Genomic DNA, 16,142 nt, shown 5'->3' on the forward strand with positions numbered 1-16,142 from the left:
GCCAACGGCATCATGCACGTCACCGCCAAGGACCTCGGCACCGGCAAGGAGCAGAAGATGACCGTCACCGGCGGCTCCTCGCTGCCGAAGGACGACATCGACCGCATGGTGCGCGAGGCGGAGCAGCATGCGGAGGAGGACCGGCAGCGCAAGGAGACCGCCGAGACCCGCAACCGCGCGGAGGCCCTGCTCTACCAGACCGAGAAGCTGATGAAGGACAACGCCGACAAGATCCCGGACGACGTGCGCACGGAGACCGAGGAGGCGCTCACCGAGGTCAGGGAGAAGCTCAAGGGCGACGACACCGCCGGGCTCCGTACCGCCACCGAGCGGGCGAGCACGGCCGCGCAGCGCATCGGCTCCGCCCTGTACGCGCAGGCCCGGGGTGGGACGGACGGTGCCTCCCCGGATGGTTCCGGACCCGGTGCCGGCGCGGGCACGTCCGCGGGCGGTGAGGACGAGGTCGTCGATGCGGAGATCGTCGACGACGAGCGGAAGGAGGACGGCGGGTGACGGGCGCCCGCGCGCCGGGGTGTCGGCTTTCCTCCCCTCCCCGGAACATCCTCCGCCCCGCCACGCCGATCAGCCGATGACGAGCGGGAGTCGAGCGGCCGTCTCGCCCGGTTCGGCTCGCTGAGTGTCGCAGGACGTACGCGGAGAGGAAGTCGCCGCCGGTGAGCATCTTGTCCTGCGTGGCCGCCCGGAGGCCCGGGTCGGCGAGTCCGGCGGCCCGGCCCGCGGCGGAGCCGACGTCGCCGAGGTGGTGCTTCAGCAACCGGGGTTCCTCGTAGGCGGCGGCCGGCCGGACGATCAGCGCGTCGAGCGGGTCGGCACCGGTCGGCGGCGTACGGGTCACGTCCCAGTACGTCTCCGCGTCGTGGGTCGGCTGCGTGTCGGCGGGGGTCGCGAGGGTGATCAGGACGTCCTGGGACGGTCTTCCGGGTGGAACTCGACGGAACGGTGGCCCCGGACCGTCGTGGCGAGGGCATCGGCAGCGCGCTGCCGACATGGCAGGAGGCCCGTGGCCTCCAGCATCTCGTTTCCTGCGACGCCGCCCTGCCCGGGTGGCCGGCCTCGGGCGCGGACGACCGAGCCACCCGTACGATCCGGCTCCTGGAGGCGCACGGCTACGAGCGTGCCCGGTGGTGGCTGGAGCCGGAACGCGACCTCGTGGCGCCACTCGCCGAGCCGCCTTCCCCTTCGGGGGTGCGGCTCGTGCCCTACGGCGAGGAGTGGAGGGAGCGGGCCAGGTCCGCGCTGAACGACGCCTTCCGCGACCACTGGGGCAGCCAGCCGGTCACTGTCGCCGAATGGGCCGCCGGTGACCGCCTGAAGGCGTTCCGACCGGACCTGTCCGTACTCGCCGTCGCCCCCGGCGCGCCCGGCGCATCCGCGGGCGAGCGCGTCGTCGGCCTCGTCCTCGTGGACGTGTCGCCGGAGGAATGGCCGCTGCGCGGGGGTCCGTTCGGATACATCTCGGCCGTGGGGGTACGACGGGAGGCACGGGGGCAGGGGCTGGCCCGCGCCATGCCGGCCCACGTGCTGCGGACTCTGCGGACCGACGCTCTGGGCCGCGCCGTGCCGGATGTCGACTCCGAGAGCCCCACCGGCGCCCTGGGCCTGTACCGGAGTCTGGGATTCACCGTCACCGACCACTCGGTCAGTCTCGTCAAGCGCTTCTGACCTCACGGGCCCCTGAGGCCCGTGAGGCCCTGGGTCTCCTCAGGCCCTGGGACTCGTCCGCCCCCGGATCGCGGGCCCTCACGGCCGGGCCGCCACCGACCGCGCCTCCCGAGGCGTCCCGCGGCACGGCCCGCGGTGCGGCCTCCGCAGCCGGTCGACGAGGTGGGCTTCCGGCGGCGGCCGGAGACGTCCGGCATCTCGCTGCGCGGTGCCGACAACCTCGTCCACTTCACCCGCGAGGCCCGCAAGGCGTTGCTCGGTGAGCCGGACGCCCCCCTCGGTCCGCCCGCTCACCGCGGCAGGCGCTGGGCGCGGGCCCGTCGACTCACGGTCGCGGGCCCGTCGGCTCACGGTGGTGGGCCCTTCAGCTCGCGGCCGCGTGCTCGTCGGCCGTGGTCCCGATCCTGGCGGTCCTGCTGACCCACTGGGAGAGGGTGAGCTGCGTGGCCCCGGCCGAGTGTGCCCGAACGCGTCGGCAGGGTGCGCCCCGGCGCTGCCCGGCCCCGCCATCGGTGCCCGTCCCCTGGTTGCGGACGGCGCGGTCGGCCAGCGCGTCGCGGAGGAGCAGCAGGTGTGCGGGCGGAGCGCGGAAGTCGTCCCTGGCCCGGTGCGTGAGGGGGGTCGCCGCGTGGCCGTGGCCGCCCGCCGTGACTGCCGTCTCGGGCGCGGGGACCTTGGGGGCGGGCGCCTCGGCAGGTCGTTCGTCGATCGTGCTGCGCTTCTTGGTTGCAGTGGACATGGGAGGGGGTCCTTCCTGTGCTGCGGCGCCGGTCGCGCGGCCGTCGTGGCAGTGGTCCGGGCGCGGGAATCGCGCATGGGAGTCGTGGTGGAGGGGTGGTTGATCACCGGGCGCGGGCGACGGTTCCGGGAGACGCCTCCCGATGGCCGTGCGTTCTGCGGACGGTGTCGGAGGCAGGCCCTGGTCGCTGTGGGTCCGCAGGTCGGATACCCCGGAACCGAGGAGTGACACTCCGTACGCGGTGCGCCGCCCGGACGAGCGGACGCGATCGGTGGTGTCCGACGACGGAGCCGCCCGACCGGTCGGGACGGGCTGGGCGCCCATCGGGGTCGCCTCGACCGCCGGGCCGGTGGAGCGGCCGACGGGAGCGGATCCCGTGCCGGTGAAGCGGCGTACGACAGTGGATGCCGGGCCGGTGACGCCGGTCGCGTCATCCGTTTCGTACCGCTCGGCCGGGCCCTGGGCTTCGATCATGGCGACACCTCCGTTCGCCATCCCACTGTCGCCCGGAGAAGGCCCCTCGCGCGTCGTCCCGCCGCAGCGATTCCGACTACCACGGCTGCGGTATCCGGTCCCCCCGCCTACCACCGGCCCGAACGGCCCGGCGGCAGGGCATCACGCCGATGTCCGCGCCCGGGTCCACGGCCTCTCCCGTGCCCGGCCCCCACACTCCCGGAAGTGCGACTACGACTGCATGGACGGCTGCGAAGGCCCCGGTTCCGTCGTGGGACTCACCAGGCCGCACTGGTACGCGATGACGACGAGCTGGGCCCGGTCCCGGGCCGCCAGCTTGGTCATGGCCCGGTTGACATGGGTCTTGGCGGTCAACGGGCTGACGAACAGGTGCGCCGCGATCTCGTCGTTCGACAGCCCCAGTGCCACCAGCCCCACGACGTCGCGTTCCCGGCGCGTCAGGCACTCCAGCCGCTCGTGCACGCCCGCCGGGCACGGATCCGGCTGGGCGAGGAAGCGCCCGATCAGCGCACGCGTCGCCGACGGGGACAGCAGGGCCTCGCCCGCGGCGATCGTACGGACGGCGTCGAGCAGTTCCTCGGGCCGGGCGCCCTTGCCGAGAAAGCCGCTCGCACCGGCGCGCAGCGCCTCGGCCACGTGCTCGTCGTCCTCGAAGGTGGTGAGGATGAGCACCTTCACCTCGGTGAGGTTGTCGGACTCGCTGATCAGCCGTGTGGCTTCGAGACCGTCCATCTCCGGCATGCGGATGTCCATCAGGACCACGTCGGGGCTCTGCGCACGGGCCAGGTCCAGTGCCTCCTGCCCGTTGGACGCCTCCCCCACCGTCTCCATGTCGTCCGTGGAGTCGAACAGCATCCTGAACGTGCCCCGCAGCAGGGCCTGGTCATCGACAAGCAGCACGCGGATCGTCATGCCCGTCCCTTCTCTGTGGTTCGCCCATGACCGGGCCGGGGCGCAGCGGCAGCTCGGCCGTCACGGTGAAGCCGCCCTCCGGGCGGGCACCCGCGTACAGCCGCCCACCGACCGTGGAGGCGCGCTCGCGCATCCCGATGAGCCCGTGGCCCGTCCCCGGACGGGCCGGGTCGGCTCCGGTCCGGCCGTCGTTCTCGACGGTGATCGTCAGCCGCTCGGGGCGGTAGTGCAGGAACAACCGGGCGTGGTCGGCCCCCGCGTGCTTGTGCACGTTGGTCAGGGCCTCCTGCACGATGCGGTAGGCGGCCAGGTCGACCGCCGGAGCGAGCGGTTCGGCGACGCCGTGCCAGCTGTGGCTCACGTTCAGTCCGGCTCGCTCGAACGATGCCAGGAGCGCCGGTACGCGGGCCAGGCCGGGCATCGGGTCGCGGGGCGTCACCGGGTCGCCGGACTGCCGCAGCAGCCCCACGGTCACGCGCAGTTCGTCGAGCGCGGAGCGGCTGGTGTCCCGGATGTGCTCCAGTGCGGCCAGGATCTGCTCCGGCCGCCGTTCCACGAGGTGGACCGCCACGCCCGCCTGGGCGTTGATGAGGGCGATGTGGTGGGCGACGATGTCGTGCAGTTCGCGCGCGATCCGCACCCGCTCGGCCGCCACCCGCTGCTGCGCCTCCTGCTCGCGCGTGCGCTCCGCGTGTTCCGCCCGTTCCTCCACCGCGGCCACATAGGCGCGGCGCGAGCGCACCCCGTCACCGATGGCTGCGGGCAGCACCGTCCACGCCAGCATCGCCGCGTTGTCCGGGGCCAGCCAGGAACGCGGATCCCATAGCACGGCGACGCCCACCAGGATGGCGACCGACGACACCGCCGAGATCCAGGTCACTCGCCGGTCGGTGCGCGCGGCGACGGTGTAGACCGACACCAGGACGGGGCTGATGACCAGCGGACTCTCCCGGAATCCCAGCAGCTGGAAGGCCACCCCGCAGCCGACCGCCACGGCCAGTACACCGACCGGGTGACGGCGCCGCCACACCAGCGCGGTACAACCGGTGCCCGCCAGCACCACCGCCTGCCAGCGCAGGGAGAAATCGCGCTCGTGCGGCACGATCGAGGCGGCCACGACGGACAGGACGAACAGCACGACCAGGACCAGTGCGTCCATCACACCGAACCGGGACCGTTCCCCCCTTCTCCGACCACTGCTCACCGCCATGGCACCACCGTAGGGTCGACGACCGCATCGGGCATCGTCACGCGGGACGGGCCCCGCGGCCTCCCCCGTCCGTCCCCCCGCCCCCGGCCGCCGTCCCCGGGACCCGTGTCCGCCCACGCCCCGGGCCTCCGACGCGCGGTTGCCGCCCGTACGCCGGACCGCCGCCCGGCGCCCCGGCCGAGGCGCCGGGCCCGTCGTCACGATCGCCCGGCCGGAGGCCCCGACGACTCCATTCGGCCGACGCCCGACCGGCATGACGACGGCCGACCGACGTGACGACGGACGGCGGGGGTCCCTGGGCCCGACCGCCCGTCACGCCCCGCGTCGGCCACTCCCCCGCGGGCCGTCGGTCCCTTCCGCACCGCTTCCTGTCGGTTCAGACGCCCTTCGCCGGCGCGACCCGGCCCGCCCACGGCGACAGTTCGGCCGTCAGCCAGCGGAAGACCTGGGGCACCTGGCGCTTCCACAGGCCAATGGTGTGCGGCCCGGTCACCCGGGCCACCACCACCCGTGTCGGGGCTGCCGCCGCGCGCCGCAGCGCGAGGCCGTCACGGTAGCCGTCTTCGCGTCCGCCCGAGAGATACAGCGCGACGCGCGGAGGGGTGGTCGCATGGCGCAGGATCCACAGCGGGTTGTTGGCCCGCCGCAGCTCCGGGGCGCGGGCCGTGAGGGAGACCCGTTCGGCGGCCGGGTCGTTGTAGCCGGACAGGCCCACCGCGGCCCGGTACCGGTCGGGGTGGGCGAGTGCCATCTTCACGGCGCAGTGCGCCCCGGCCGAGTAACCGGCCACCGCCCACCCCTTCGCGCCGCTCCGTGCGCGGAAGGTGTCGATCACCATCTGCCGGACGTCCACGCTGAGCCATGACTCGGCGTCCACGACGCCCGGCACATTGGCGCATCCGGTGTCCTGACCGGCCAGCAGATTGGTGCGGGGTGCGACGAGAATGAACGGGGCGATCTCGCCGCTCCGCATCCGGGCCTCCAGCTGCGACTGCACCCGCAGGCTGCTGAACCACGCCTTCGCCGAACCGGGGAAGCCGCCGAGGAGTTCGACCACGGGGAACCTCCGGTGCCGGAAGGCCGGCTGGTCGTACTGCGGCGGCAGCCATACGTACACCTCGCCGCGCACCCCCGACACCCGCCCGCGCAGTTGGGTGACGCGGACGTTCCGTCCCATCCGGGCGTCGTGCACCGGGTCGAACTCCTGGACGACCTTCGGCTCGTTCGCCAGGTCCTTGTGACTTCCGAGTCCGTCGCGTCCGAGGTCCGGGGCGGCGACGACATGGTGTCCGGTGCCGAGCAGATCGGCCCAGTTGTCGTACAGACCATTGGTGTTGTTGACCACCACGAAGACACTCAGCACGGCCGCCCCCTGCGCGAGGACGACCATCGCGAGACGGCTCGCGCCTCGCACCACGGCGGGACCCCGTACCCGCCCCCACAGCAACAGGGGAAGCAGCACACTGACGATGGCCAGCGCGATCGTGGCCAGGAAGAAGGGTGTCCCCGTCAGGCTCATCACGCCAGTGAGGATGTCGCACACAGCACGATGGTTTACCCTCTTTTCCACCTCTTTACGTCGGACGCGAGGCACCGGGAACCTCGTGTTGACGCCGGTCACTCCCGTGCCTTCGGCGACCGGCACCCCCGCGCCTTCGACGCCGGTCGCTCCCGGCCTCCCGCATCACGCGCCCCGGCCGCGCCGGGAAGGGGCGGGAACGGCCGGGAGACGGGCCCCGGTTCCCCGGCGTGCGATCACTCACATGGGCGCCCTCTGTGCGCCGACCTCGGACAAACGTAATATCGGCAGGTCATCGCCGCGACGGGAGACAGGAAGCCGGTGCGAATCCGGCACGGTCCCGCCACTGTGACCGGGGAGTGCAACCCTTCGACATGCCACCGCGCGCCGCGCGGGAAGGCGGGGGGAACGTCGATCCGGGAGTCAGGACACTGGCCTGTCGCGGGCCCGTTTTGAGGAGCGCGGACTCCCCAGGAGGCTCTACGTGTATTTCGGCATACCCCGCCGCCGCCCCTGCTCTCCCCCTGCCCGCACCCGGCGCACCCGGCGCGCCCCGCGCGTCGTCGCCGGGGTCATGGCCCTGGCCACCGCCCTGCCGGCCGCCGGCTGCGGCACCGCCGACGACTCCCCCGGGAAACCGAAGGCCGGTGCGTCAACGGTCGAGGGCTTCCCGGTCACCGTCGACAACTGCGGTGTGAGAACGACGTACGACAAACCGCCCTCGCGCGTGGTCACCATCCATCAGCACCCCGCGGAACTGCTGCTCGCCCTGGGGCTGAAGGACCGCATGGCCGGTACCGCCTTCCCGGACTCGGCCGTTCTGCCCGAGCTGCGGAAGGACTTCGCGGCCGTACCCGAACTGGCGAAGCGGGAGCCTTCCTTCGAAACCGTCCTGGACGCGGAGCCGGACTTCGTCTACGGCGGCTACGGCAGCGCGTTCGCCGAGAACGAGGGCCGGTCGCGCAAGGCGTTCGCCGAGGCGGGCATCGACACCTACCTCAACCGGGAGTACTGCGGCAAGAAGCGGGTGACGATGCGGGACACCTACGACGAGATCCGCACCATCGGCGACGTCTTCGGCGTCCCGGACCGCGCCTCCGCGCTGGTGGCCGATCTGAGGGGGCGCGTCGACAAGGCCGTCTCGGCCGTGGGGAAGAGGCCCGACGTGCCCGTCTTCGTCTACGACAGCGGCGAGAAGACCGCCTTCACCGCGGGCGGCAAGGGGCTGGGCAACGACCTGATCGACCTGGCGGGCGGCCGGAACGTCTTCGCGGGCCTCGACGACGTCTTCGGGGACGTCTCCTGGGAACAGGTCGTGGCCCGCAAGCCCGAGGCCGTGATGGTCTACGACTACGCGGGCTCCGGCAGCGTCGAGCAGAAGAAGCGGTTCCTGCTCTCGCAGCCCGCCCTCGCCGACGTCCCGGCCATCAGGAACAAGCGGTTCGTGGTCCTGCCGCTGACCGCGACCCTCGTCGGCATCCGGTCGGCGTACGCGGTCGACGGCCTGGCGCGCGGTCTGCATCCCGAGAGCTTCCGGTGACGGGAACGGGGACGGGAACGGGAACGCCCGTGAAGGCCGCCCCGCCCGACGGGACGACCGAGGGGACGGCCGGCGGAGCGAGGGCGTGGCTCCCGCGCCGCGGCGGCCGGTCGGGGCGCGTACCCCTCCCCTTCGCGCTGACCGTCCTCGCGCTGCTGCTGGTGGTCTCCGCCACTGCCGGCCTGGCCATCGGCTCGGTGCACGTGCCGCCCGGCCAGGTGTGGGGCATCGTGACGCACGCGCTGGGCGCCGACTGGCAGGAGCCGTCCTGGACCCGCGCCCGGGAGACGATCGTCCTGGACGTGCGGGCACCGCGGGTGCTGCTCGGTGCCGTGACCGGCGCCGGGCTGGCCGTGGTGGGCACCGCCATGCAGGCCCTCATCCGCAACCCGCTGGCCGAGCCGTACCTGCTGGGCGTGTCCTCCGGCGCGTCGCTGGGCGCGGTCTCGGTGATCGTGCTCGGCGTGGGCGTGCTCGGGCCCGTCTCGCTGCCGGCCGCCGCGTTCGCCGGCGCCCTCGGCGCGCTGCTGGTGGTGTACGCGACCGCGCGCACCGGCGGACGCATCACCTCGGTACGGCTCGTGCTGTCCGGTGTGGCGACGGCGTCGGTGCTCACCGCGGTGACGGACCTGTTGCTGCTCACCACCGGCCGGGGCCACGAGGCCCGTGCCGTCCTCGCCTGGACCCTCGGCGGCCTCGGCGGCGTCGGCTGGGACACGCTCTGGCTGCCGGGTGGCGCCCTGCTGCTCGGCATCGCCGTCCTGCTGGTCCAGGCACGGAACCTGAACCTGCTGCTGGCGGGCGAGGAGTCCGCGGGCACGATGGGACTCGACGTGGCCCGGTTCCGGGCCCGCATGTTCGTCCTGCTGTCCCTGGTCACCGGCGTCCTGGTCGCGGCGACCGGGCCGATCGGCTTCGTCGGGCTGATGCTGCCGCACACCGTGCGGCTCGTCGTCGGCGGCGACCACCGTCGCGTCCTGCCGACGGCCGCCCTCGGCGGAGCCGTCTTCCTGATCTGGGCCGACATCGCCGCCCGCACGGTCGCGGCGCCCTTGGAACTTCCCGTCGGGGTGCTCACGGCGCTGTGCGGAGGCCCCTTCTTTCTCTGGCTCATGCGCCGTGACGCCCGGCGGAACGACGAACGGGGAGCGGCATGAGCGACGCGGCCGAACGCGCCGTCGGTGGCGGCGCCGCCCTGTCCGTCGACGGGGTCACTCTGTCCGCCGGTGCGCACCGCCTGGTCCGGGACGTCTCCCTGACCGCCCGCCCCGGCGAGGTCGTGGGGCTGGTCGGCCCCAACGGCAGCGGCAAGTCCAGTCTGCTGCGCGCCGTCTACCGCGTGCTGCGACCCGACACCGGACACGTACGGGTCGACGGGACCGACGTCTGGCGCCTGCCCGTACGCACACTGGCCCGTACTCTGGCCGCGGTGGTCCAGGAGCCCGTCGCCGACTTCGACCTGACAGTGCGTGAGGTGGTCGCCATGGGCCGTACCCCGCACAAGGGCCTGCTCGACGGCGACACCGCACAGGACGCCCGGCTGATCGCTTCGGCCCTCGCGTCCGTGGACGCGGCCTTGCTCGCCGACCGTTCCTTCGACGGGCTCTCCGGTGGCGAGCGCCAACGTGTGCTCATCGCCCGCGCCCTCGCCCAACAGCCCTCGCTGCTCGTCCTCGACGAACCCACCAACCATCTGGACATACGCCACCAGCTCGACGTCCTCGGCATCCTGCGCCGGCTCCCCGCCGCCGTTCTGGTCGCGCTCCACGACCTCAACCTCGCGGCGTACTACTGCGATCGCCTCTACGTGCTGCGCGGGGGCGAGGTCGTCGCGTCCGGCCCGCCCGCAGAGGTGATCACCGCAAAACTGCTGCGCGAGGTCTACGAGGTGGCGGGCGAGGTCGTCGTCCACCCCCGCACGGGAGCGCCCCATGTGACCTTCCTGCCCGGGGAACAGGGACCCCGCCGGACCACGACGGCCCGGGGGGACGAGCCCGTTCCGTGAGCGGGCCGGGTCGCGCGAGGCGGCTTCACTCCCGCCTTCGGCGCGGCGGCGACCGGCCGTCGCCGCCTGTTGCCGCACGGCGCATCCACCCTTCTCCCAGGGCGTGTTCGCCGTTCGGCCGATTACCGTTCACCAAAGCGGAAGCTGACTGTCAGTCACCGTGCATACAATTCCTGTCGAACACCGAGTCCCGGCAGTCCGCTCGGTCCGCACCAACACGCCCGACCGGGCCGAGTGTCTGGGTCGCGGCGTGCGCAGTACTTCCTGACCCGATCCGGTTGCCCGGGGAAACCCTCGCGGCCGGCTGACAGTATGGAGCACTTTCCGTGATGGATCGTACGAGGCGGTCGAGCACTCTGATCGTCGGGGGAATGACAGCGGTGCTGCTGACGGGTTGCGGCTCCGAGGACCAGATCTGGCCGTCCGAGAGCAAGGACAGGATCGTCGTCGGGATGTCCGACGGCATCCTCGCCACCGACCCGGCCTCGGGGTACGACCCGGGGTCCTGGCTTTTGTTCAACAACGTGTTCCAGTCCCTGCTGAGCTTCCCGCCCGCTTCCTCCACCCCCGTGCCGGAGGCCGCGGAGGAGTGCGGGTTCTCGAACGGCAGCAAGACCTACACCTGCACGCTGCGCGACGGATTGAAGTTCAGCAACGGCCACAGCCTCACGTCGAAGGACGTGAAGTTCTCCTTCGACCGTACGATCGCGATCGACGACCCGGCCGGGCCGTCGCCGATGCTGTCCACCATCAAGTCGATCGACACCCCGGACGACAAGACCGTGGTGTTCCACCTCAAGGTGCCCGACGCGACGTTCCCGAGCAAGATCGCTTCGGGTGCCGGCTCCATCGTGGACCACCAGGTCTATCCGAAGGACCACCTGCTCGGGGGCGGCAAGACGGTGGGATCGGGACCCTACAAGCTGGACTCCATCGACAAGTCCGAAGCGGACTTCTCGGTCTACTCCGGTTACCGCGGAAACGCCGAGGTGAAGAACTCCGGGGTGACGCTGAAGCTGTTCCGCGGCGATCAGCAGGCGCTGAGGTCGTCCCTGGAGAAGGACGACATCGACATCGCCTACCGCGGTCTCACCGCCAAGGCGATAGCCGCCCTGGACTCCTCGGCCACCGCGAAGAAGGACGGCATCACGGTGGTGCAGGGCAGCAGCGCCGAGGTCCAGCACCTGGTCTTCAACGTCGCCGACCCCGTCGTCGGCAAGCTCGCCGTGCGCAAGGCCATCGCCCACCTCGTCGACCGGTACTCCCTGGTCAGCAAGGTGTACCAGGACACGGCGACGCCGCTCTACTCGGTGGTCCCGGTCGGCATCACCGGCCACGGCACCTCGTTCTTCGACGTGTACGGCGACAGTCCGAAGCCGGACAAGGCGCGGAACGTCCTGCGCGAATCCGGAATCACCGAGAAGGTGAAGCTCACGCTCTGGTCCACCCCGAGCCGCTATGGTCCCGCCACGGATGACGAACTACGCACCATAGCAGACCAGTTGAATCGGAGCGGGCTGTTCGAGGCCGACATGAAGTCCGTCCCGTTCGGCCAGTACGAGAAGAACATCGCCGCAGGCAAGTACGGCGTCTACGTCAAGGGCTGGGTGCCGGACTATCCCGACCCCGACAACTTCACCCAGCCGTTCTTCGGCGAGAACAACGTGCTGTCGAACAACTACGAGAACAACGAGATATCGGACCAGATCATCCCGCGCACCTCCTCCGTGACCGACCGCGCCGACACCCGGCAGGACTTCATCAAGCTGCAGGACATCGTGGCGCGGGAGCTGCCGTTCCTGCCGCTCTGGCAGGGCCAGCAGTACGCGGTCGCCCACGAGAGCGTCCGGGGGCTGCAGAACTGCCTGGACACCTCGACGGTCTTCCGCTTCTGGGAGCTCGGCACCGCGGAGTGACTCCGGCGCCGCGATACGCGGACGAGGGAGCGTCCGGGGGAACGGCGTTCGCGCGAGTGGGGCGGGGTGTCCGGTGCACTCCCGCCCCCTTCGCCGGAGACCCGAGGGCGTCGAATCCTTTGCGGGGGACGCCGGTCGCGCGCTGCGGGGAGAGCCGCCACACCGATGGCGCACTTCCGCCTGATCGACATCGCCTTCGCCGCCGACGCGCACGCCCCGCTCGTCGCGCGTCCCGGACGGCGCGCCCCGGGACACGGCAGGGCCCGGACAAGAAATCCTGAAACCGGCCCGAAGGGGTTGTACGAGCTGCGCCTGCTTTCGGGTGGGAGGAGAATGGACATCAGCGGTCGGCTGTGTTCGCGCCCTCCTCGCCCGACTCGACGCCGGCACGAGGCCCGTGGGCGGACCTCCTGGGCACGAGCCCTCGCGGCCCGGCTCCGCCGTCCCGGCGGTGGGCCCGGAGGACGGTGGGAAGCGGCCACGTGAGCCGCCGCTGGAACAGGACAGAGCGGCGCGAACGCGCGAGACGCGAGCGACGGCGGGAGGAATTCCCCCACATACGCCCTGACCACACCGAACTCCCGCCCACCGATGTGCTGCCCGCATCCGAGGGCACCACCATGGAACGACGTGCACAACCGTGCAGCTGAGACGAGGTGGCGCAGCATGCCATCCGTGGATCTGTTCCGCGACATCGGCGACATCCGCGACGTCTGGCTGAACGACGCCACGATGGACTGCGTCACGGCGGTGGACGCCGAACCGACCGCCGCCCGGTTCCCGGGACAGGTCGTTCCCGGGACAGGTCCTCGTGGCCAGAAACGTCTACGACGGGGCCACCCGCCCCGGGTCGTGGTTCACCCGGGACTTCGGCCCCGGTCTCTTCGACACCGATGAACCACGGCGACCTCGTTCGGCCACCCCGACGTCGCCACCGCGAACGATCATCTAGGAGACAGCGATGAAAGCCGGCAGGATTCTGCGCAACCCCGACGCGCCCCGGACCTCGCCCCGGCCGAGAGCCGGCCGGGACCTGGATCGCGCGGACGAGGAACGGCTGGAGGAGATCCGGCAGTACTTCAAGGACCAGTACGCCCGGCGCGAGGCGGTCGCCCGCACCACGACGGCCGACGGGGACGAACTCGACTGGGTCCCTGCCGACTGCCGCGGCGAACCACCCGACGTGGAGCCGCCGGAGCGGCCGTACGACTCCGACCGTCCCGGGCTGTCGCAGCCGTTCGAATCGCCCGAGCCGGACGCCGAGACCGGCCCGCCCGGCACCGTCCCGATGCTGCGCAAGCCGCTGGACCGCATCACCCCGGTCGGTACCCTGCAGGACTACCTGGCGAAGGGGCCCTACGCGAAGCGGATCACGCCGCCGGACGACCTCGGCCTCACCTCGCCCGCCGCCGCCCCCGACGTGCACAAGTACGCACACGCCCGCCAGCCGGTGTTCAACTACGGCACGGAGGGCGTCATCAACACCTGGAAGCCCTATGTCCAGTGGTCGAACGAGTTCTCGCTGGGCCAGCTGTGGGTGGTGGGGGGATCAGGGGCCGGAACCGATGTGCAGACCGTCGAGGTGGGCGCGCAGACCTGCTACGACCTCTACGGCGACTGGTATCCGCATCTGTTCATCTTCTACACCACCAACAACTACACGCAGAGCGGCGACTACCTCGGTGGCTACAACCGGGACGTCAAGGGCTGGGAGCAGTTGTCGAGCACGGTCTACCCCGGCATACGGATGGCCGAGAGCGTCTACGGCGGCGACCAGTACGAACTGTCCATCAAGGTCATGCTGTACCTGGACAAGTGGTGGGTCCGCATCGGCAACGAATGGATGGGCGGCTACCCGCGCAGCCTGTTCAACGCCTCGGGACTGTACAACCAGGCGGGGGTCGCCGACTGGGGCGGCGAGATCGACGACGACGTCATCCACCACCCCGAAGCCACCTGGAGCCAGATGGGCAGTGGGCACTTCCCGTACGAGGGCTGGAGCCACGCGGCCTATATGCGCAACATGGCCTACCAGTCCGACGCGGCCGGCACGATGCAGCCGCTGGTGGGCTATCCCTCGCAGACCAACCCGAACGCCTATCAGATCGCGGTCGACTTCTCCGGGACGACGACCTGGGGATCGAACTTCTACTGGGGAGGCCCAGGTGGCGTCGAGTGACAACCCGGCGGGGGACGACCGCCCCGAGGTGATTCCCTCCGAGGTGGATCCGGACGTCGAGTGCGTCCGGACCGACCTGGTGAGGGATCGCACCGCGGCGCCACCGCCTCCCGACGCACCAATGCCGCCACCGTCCCCGGCCTCCGAGGCCGTGACGGGCCGCAGGCTCTGCCCCGAGGGCTACACGCCCCGGCGGCGCCGCCGCGACTACACCCTGGACGGCAAGCGGATCGTCAGCGATTCCCCGCCGGTCCCCAACCCCGAACCGATCCCCAACCCCGAGGAGCCGCCCACCGGTTAGGGCCTGTCTGGAGCTGTGGTCTGGATCAGGGAGCGGGGCGTGGTGCGTGCGATCGCAAGACGCCGGAAGGCCCTCGTAGCGGAGCTACCAGGGCGTTTCGGCGATGCGGCGAGCGTGCGTGACACGCCCCGCGAGCCCAGATCACAACTCCAGACGGGCCCCAAGGGCTGTCCCGTAATCCGTGGCGGACCAGCGCGCGGCGTCGGATGTGGTGCATCGCAAGGCGGAGGGGCGTTCGCACACTGGATGTATGCGGACGTTCCGACAACGCGGCGAGGTGCCGCAGCTGTCGTCGCGCGCCCGCCAGGGATTACGGGACAGCCCTTAGCTAGGCCCGTACGGCTGCCGTTCCCCGCCCGGCAGGGGAAGCGTCGCGGTGCACGGGCGGTGCTCGTCGTCCCCTTCGTACGCGACGACGACCTCCCGGGCGTCCCTCGGCACGGCCGCCGCGCGCAGGCTCGCCAGGCCCACCTCGTCCAGGGGGACCGTGCCGAGGAGCCGCCCGTCCGTCGTGAAGGTCACGTTGCCCCGGGGCGCCGGTCCGCCGGGCACCGTGCGGGCGATCCGGACCGTCACGGTCGTCGCGAGGCCGACGGTCCCGGCGCCGTAGGAGCCGGCGTCCGCCGGATCGACGGTCAGGGTGCCGTCGCGGGCGACGCGGAAGCCGCTGCACACGCCGTGCGCGGTGCGCGGCTGATAGCCCTTCGCCGGCACGAGGACGGCGGTCAGTTCGCGGGGCGGGCGGGGGGCGCGCGGGGCCGGGTCCGGTCGGCCGTCGAGGGCCGCGAGACCGAGGAGGTCGCTGTCCGCATGGGCCGCGGACAGGACCACCGGGAACCCGCCCACGACGAGAGTGTCCGTGCCGCGCCCCGTCAGGAACGGGTCGCAGGACACGTCGTAGTCCACCGTCCCGTCGGGTCGGACCGTGTACGAGAAGTCGGCCGGCACGCCGGGGCCCGCGTGGAAGACATACCCGGCGGCCGGCAGCAGCGTGAGCCGGTGCACGGTGGCCGGGGGCAGAAAGGCCCCCGCGGCGGTGTCCGGGACGCCGACCGGCAGCAGGCCGTGGGAGAGGCCGCGTCCGTCGATGGTGACGGTGCGTCCCCGGACCGTCAGGGTGTTCCCGGCGGCCTGGGCGACACCGGTCGATTCCGGCGTGAGCCGGACCTTTCCGTCGGACGCGACGCAGAAGCCGAGGCCCCCGTCGGCGGTGCCCGCCTCGACCCTCAGCCGGTACCCCGAAGCAGGCAGCAGCCGCAGCTCGTGCGTCCGGTCCGGCGCCAGCGGAGCCGCGCCCGGCAGGTCCGGGGTGAGCGGATGGTCCAGGCCCCGGGCGTCGACGAGGACCGGTGCCCCGCATACGGTCAGCCGCCGCGTGCCGCGGCCGGCGAGGAAGGCGTCGTACTCCGGCGCGAAGTCCAGCGTGCCGTTCTCGCGTACGTCGAAGACGACGGCGGCGGTCGTTCCTTCGCCGAGCCGCAGCCGGTAGCCCGAGCCTGCGGGCAGCCGTACCTCGGGCGGCGGATCGGCCGCCCCGTCGACGAGGCCGTCCCGAAGTCCGCCCCAGGCTCCGACGTCGGCTCCGGAGACGGCGACGAAGGGGTAGGTCAACTGCGAGGTGTCGATGGAGATGGCCGGCATCGAGGCTCCCGTCGAAGCAGAGG

The 16,142-nt window shown here is 72.0% G+C and carries 13 protein-coding genes, 1 pseudogene and 1 riboswitch; of the genes and pseudogenes, 8 read left to right on the forward strand and 6 right to left on the reverse strand.

Annotation, left to right across the window (positions count from 1 at the left end; all coding sequences use genetic code 11):
• The coding region (locus ACFYXM_RS32665; protein WP_389294884.1) for an Hsp70 family protein at window positions 1–513 on the forward strand (513 nt) is incomplete at its 5' end.
• A gap of 130 nt (window positions 514–643) precedes the next feature.
• Here ACFYXM_RS32665 and ACFYXM_RS32670 read toward each other — a convergent pair.
• A pseudogene (locus tag ACFYXM_RS32670) lies at window positions 644–931 on the reverse strand (maleylpyruvate isomerase); the annotation flags it as partial.
• An 11-nt stretch (window positions 932–942) separates the two neighbouring features.
• Between ACFYXM_RS32670 and ACFYXM_RS32675 the strand changes: the two are divergent.
• Entirely contained in the window at window positions 943–1,683 is a 741-nt protein-coding gene (locus tag ACFYXM_RS32675; RefSeq protein ID WP_389294886.1) for a GNAT family N-acetyltransferase, read from the forward strand.
• Between the two features lie 364 nt (window positions 1,684–2,047).
• Here the strand turns inward: ACFYXM_RS32675 and ACFYXM_RS32680 are convergent, their stop codons facing one another.
• From ACFYXM_RS32680 to ACFYXM_RS32695, 4 genes are all read right to left on the reverse strand, one after another.
• Complete coding sequence (locus ACFYXM_RS32680; protein WP_389294887.1) at window positions 2,048–2,422, reverse strand: hypothetical protein; 375 nt, start codon at window positions 2,420–2,422, stop codon at window positions 2,048–2,050.
• 684 nt (window positions 2,423–3,106) lie between these two features.
• Entirely contained in the window at window positions 3,107–3,808 is a 702-nt protein-coding gene (locus ACFYXM_RS32685; protein WP_389294889.1) for a response regulator, read from the reverse strand.
• Window positions 3,780–4,967, reverse strand: coding sequence for a sensor histidine kinase (locus tag ACFYXM_RS32690; protein ID WP_389294891.1), 1,188 nt, complete (start codon window positions 4,965–4,967; stop codon window positions 3,780–3,782). The genes ACFYXM_RS32685 and ACFYXM_RS32690 overlap by 29 nt, the downstream gene beginning before the upstream one ends.
• 427 nt (window positions 4,968–5,394) lie before the next feature.
• Window positions 5,395–6,537, reverse strand: coding sequence for an alpha/beta hydrolase (locus ACFYXM_RS32695; RefSeq protein ID WP_389294928.1), 1,143 nt, complete (start codon window positions 6,535–6,537; stop codon window positions 5,395–5,397).
• Window positions 6,538–6,809: 272 nt separating this feature from the next.
• Window positions 6,810–6,992: riboswitch (cobalamin riboswitch) on the forward strand.
• A gap of 119 nt (window positions 6,993–7,111) precedes the next feature.
• On the opposite strand from ACFYXM_RS32695, the gene ACFYXM_RS32700 reads away from it, so the two are divergent.
• The 6 genes from ACFYXM_RS32700 (at window position 7,112) to ACFYXM_RS32725 (ending at window position 14,478) form a co-directional block, all read left to right on the forward strand.
• A complete protein-coding gene (locus tag ACFYXM_RS32700; RefSeq protein WP_389294930.1) occupies window positions 7,112–8,077 on the forward strand; it encodes an ABC transporter substrate-binding protein in 966 nt (321 codons plus the stop codon).
• Between the two features lie 29 nt (window positions 8,078–8,106).
• Window positions 8,107–9,234: a FecCD family ABC transporter permease gene (locus ACFYXM_RS32705; RefSeq protein ID WP_389294893.1), complete on the forward strand. Its 1,128-nt coding sequence runs from the start codon at window positions 8,107–8,109 to the stop codon at window positions 9,232–9,234.
• A complete protein-coding gene (locus tag ACFYXM_RS32710) occupies window positions 9,231–10,082 on the forward strand; it encodes an ABC transporter ATP-binding protein (protein WP_389294895.1) in 852 nt (283 codons plus the stop codon). The genes ACFYXM_RS32705 and ACFYXM_RS32710 overlap by 4 nt, the downstream gene beginning before the upstream one ends.
• A gap of 371 nt (window positions 10,083–10,453) precedes the next feature.
• Window positions 10,454–11,998 (forward strand): ABC transporter substrate-binding protein, encoded by a 1,545-nt coding sequence (locus tag ACFYXM_RS32715; protein ID WP_389294897.1) that lies wholly within the window; start codon window positions 10,454–10,456, stop codon window positions 11,996–11,998.
• Between the two features lie 961 nt (window positions 11,999–12,959).
• Complete coding sequence (locus ACFYXM_RS32720) at window positions 12,960–14,177, forward strand: neprosin family prolyl endopeptidase (protein ID WP_389294899.1); 1,218 nt, start codon at window positions 12,960–12,962, stop codon at window positions 14,175–14,177.
• On the forward strand, window positions 14,164–14,478 hold the full coding sequence (locus tag ACFYXM_RS32725) for a hypothetical protein (RefSeq protein ID WP_389294901.1): 315 nt from the start codon (window positions 14,164–14,166) through the stop codon (window positions 14,476–14,478). Before ACFYXM_RS32720 ends, ACFYXM_RS32725 begins: the two co-directional genes overlap by 14 nt.
• 324 nt (window positions 14,479–14,802) lie before the next feature.
• Here ACFYXM_RS32725 and ACFYXM_RS32730 read toward each other — a convergent pair whose 3' ends face one another.
• Window positions 14,803–16,119, reverse strand: a complete 1,317-nt coding sequence (locus ACFYXM_RS32730) for an Ig-like domain repeat protein (RefSeq protein ID WP_389294903.1) — start codon at window positions 16,117–16,119, stop codon at window positions 14,803–14,805.
• Between the last annotated feature and the right edge of the window lie 23 nt (window positions 16,120–16,142).

The sequence above is a fragment of the Streptomyces sp. NPDC002476 genome (assembly GCF_042889785.1).
Taxonomy (GTDB): Bacteria; Actinomycetota; Actinomycetes; order Streptomycetales; family Streptomycetaceae; genus Streptomyces.

Coding starts and splice junctions, on each gene's coding strand:
- ACFYXM_RS32710 (WP_389294895.1), top strand. CDS start 9,231: ATGAGCGACGCGGCCGAACGCGCCGTCGGTGGCGGCGCCGCCCTGTCC.
- ACFYXM_RS32680 (WP_389294887.1), bottom strand. CDS start 2,422: ATGTCCACTGCAACCAAGAAGCGCAGCACGATCGACGAACGACCTGCC.
- ACFYXM_RS32700 (WP_389294930.1), top strand. CDS start 7,112: ATGGCCCTGGCCACCGCCCTGCCGGCCGCCGGCTGCGGCACCGCCGAC.
- ACFYXM_RS32690 (WP_389294891.1), bottom strand. CDS start 4,967: ATGGACGCACTGGTCCTGGTCGTGCTGTTCGTCCTGTCCGTCGTGGCC.
- ACFYXM_RS32730 (WP_389294903.1), bottom strand. CDS start 16,119: ATGCCGGCCATCTCCATCGACACCTCGCAGTTGACCTACCCCTTCGTC.
- ACFYXM_RS32685 (WP_389294889.1), bottom strand. CDS start 3,808: ATGACGATCCGCGTGCTGCTTGTCGATGACCAGGCCCTGCTGCGGGGC.
- ACFYXM_RS32695 (WP_389294928.1), bottom strand. CDS start 6,537: ATGAGCCTGACGGGGACACCCTTCTTCCTGGCCACGATCGCGCTGGCC.
- ACFYXM_RS32715 (WP_389294897.1), top strand. CDS start 10,454: ATGACAGCGGTGCTGCTGACGGGTTGCGGCTCCGAGGACCAGATCTGG.
- ACFYXM_RS32720 (WP_389294899.1), top strand. CDS start 12,960: ATGAAAGCCGGCAGGATTCTGCGCAACCCCGACGCGCCCCGGACCTCG.